Origin of the sequence: Marinobacter sp. G11 (assembly GCF_021282325.1) — a bacterium.
GTDB lineage: Bacteria > Pseudomonadota > Gammaproteobacteria > Pseudomonadales > Oleiphilaceae > Marinobacter > Marinobacter vinifirmus.
Genome location: NZ_JAJSPB010000088.1, coordinates 1 through 1,560, shown reverse-complemented (window position 1 = coordinate 1,560; position 1,560 = coordinate 1). Strand labels below are relative to the sequence as shown.

The window sequence follows — 1,560 nt, the reverse complement described above, 5'->3', positions numbered from 1 at the left end:
CCCGGATTTCTCATGAGGGGATAAAAGAAAGCGGCTGAAAGTGCTATAGTTTCAGGACCTTACACCGTTCACCAAGCACCAACAGCCGCTATCCAAAATGGTACCTGAAAAACTGACCTTCTCGCCACTGTCTCGCCGTCAAATTGAAGCCGATTTCTCCGGTGGTCATATCACCTCCGATGCCGGCCTGCTTTTGCTTCGCGAAGTCGACAACCAACACCAGCTCACTCAGCGCCTGGCTACGGTGCTGGACGATGCCCGTAATCCGGTACTGGTTCGCCACAAGCTTCAAACCATGATCCGGCAACGGGTCTTTGGCGTAGCCGCCGGATACGAAGATCTGAACGATCACGAAACGTTACGCGCTGACCAGGCACTTCAGACCGCGACTGGCGAAGCGGCCATTCTAGCGGGCAAATCAACACTGTGCCGAATGGAGCAGCGCGTGGACCGGCAGGCCGTGGTCAAGGCCCACGAACTGCTGTGGCATCACTTCATTGAGCAGCACGACGCCCCACCCAAGGAAATCGTGCTGGACTTCGATGGCACCGACGTTCCGGTGCATGGCGACCAGCCCGGCAAGTTCTTTAACGCCTACTACGATCACCATTGTTACTTCCCGCTGTACGTGTTCTGCGGCCGTCACCTGTTGGTGAGCTACCTGCGCACCAGCAATCGAAGCGACAGCCGCCATAGCTGGGCCATTCTGGCCCTGCTGGTGAAGTTCATCCGGCAGTACTGGCCGGATACCCGCATCGTGTTCCGGGGTGACAGCGGCTTTTACCGTCCCCGATTGCTGAGCTGGTGCGACCGGAACAACGTGGACTATCTGGTCGGCATCAGCAAGAACAGCCGGCTGCTCAAGGAGGTAGACGTACCCTCGATGCTGGTTCGCAAGGCTCACAACGAACTGGGTGAAAAAGTCTCCGCCACCTACCGGTTCCAGTACCAGGCCCGAACCTGGAAACACCCCCGCTGGGTGATCGCGCGTCTGGAGGAAGGCGAACTGGGTGCCAACCCCAGGTTCATTATCAGTTCCCGTTACGACGACGGCGTTAAACTCTACTACGAGCAATACTGTGCCCGGGGTGACATGGAAAACCGGATCAAGGATCAGCAGTTGTGTCTGTTCGCAGATCGCACCTCCAGCACGCGGTGGTGGACCAATCAGTGGCGGTTGCTCCTGTCGGGCTTTGCCTACACGCTGTTCGAGCGATTACGGGCCCACTTGAAGAAGACGCCCTTCGAGAGAATGAGCGCCAGTAACCTGCGGCTGAAGCTGATCAAGGTGGGCGCGGTCATCATTCGCAACACTCGGCGCATACGGGTGTTGATGAGCGATGCCTATCCTTACAAAGACGAACTCTCTGACCTGGTGCGTCAACTGGTTCCGGGATAGAAGCCCGGGCTCCCCCGGCCCGACTCAATGGGGGAAAGGGGGCCGTGTGTCCGGACAACAGGAATTGATCGATTATTGATCAGTCACGGCCGCCAATGAGCGGTAATGGCGGTAACCCGCACAGTCTGCGAGACTTGCTGGGGACCTATGAGAAATCCGGG

General features: G+C 57.8%; 1 protein-coding gene. It reads left to right on the top strand.

The window, feature by feature from the left end; translation table 11 throughout:
• Positions 1-97 precede the first annotated feature (97 nt).
• Positions 98-1,399, top strand: a complete 1,302-nt coding sequence (locus tag LWH94_RS19105) for an IS1380-like element ISMaq4 family transposase (protein ID WP_091812234.1) — start codon at positions 98-100, stop codon at positions 1,397-1,399.
• Positions 1,400-1,560: the final 161 nt, after the last annotated feature.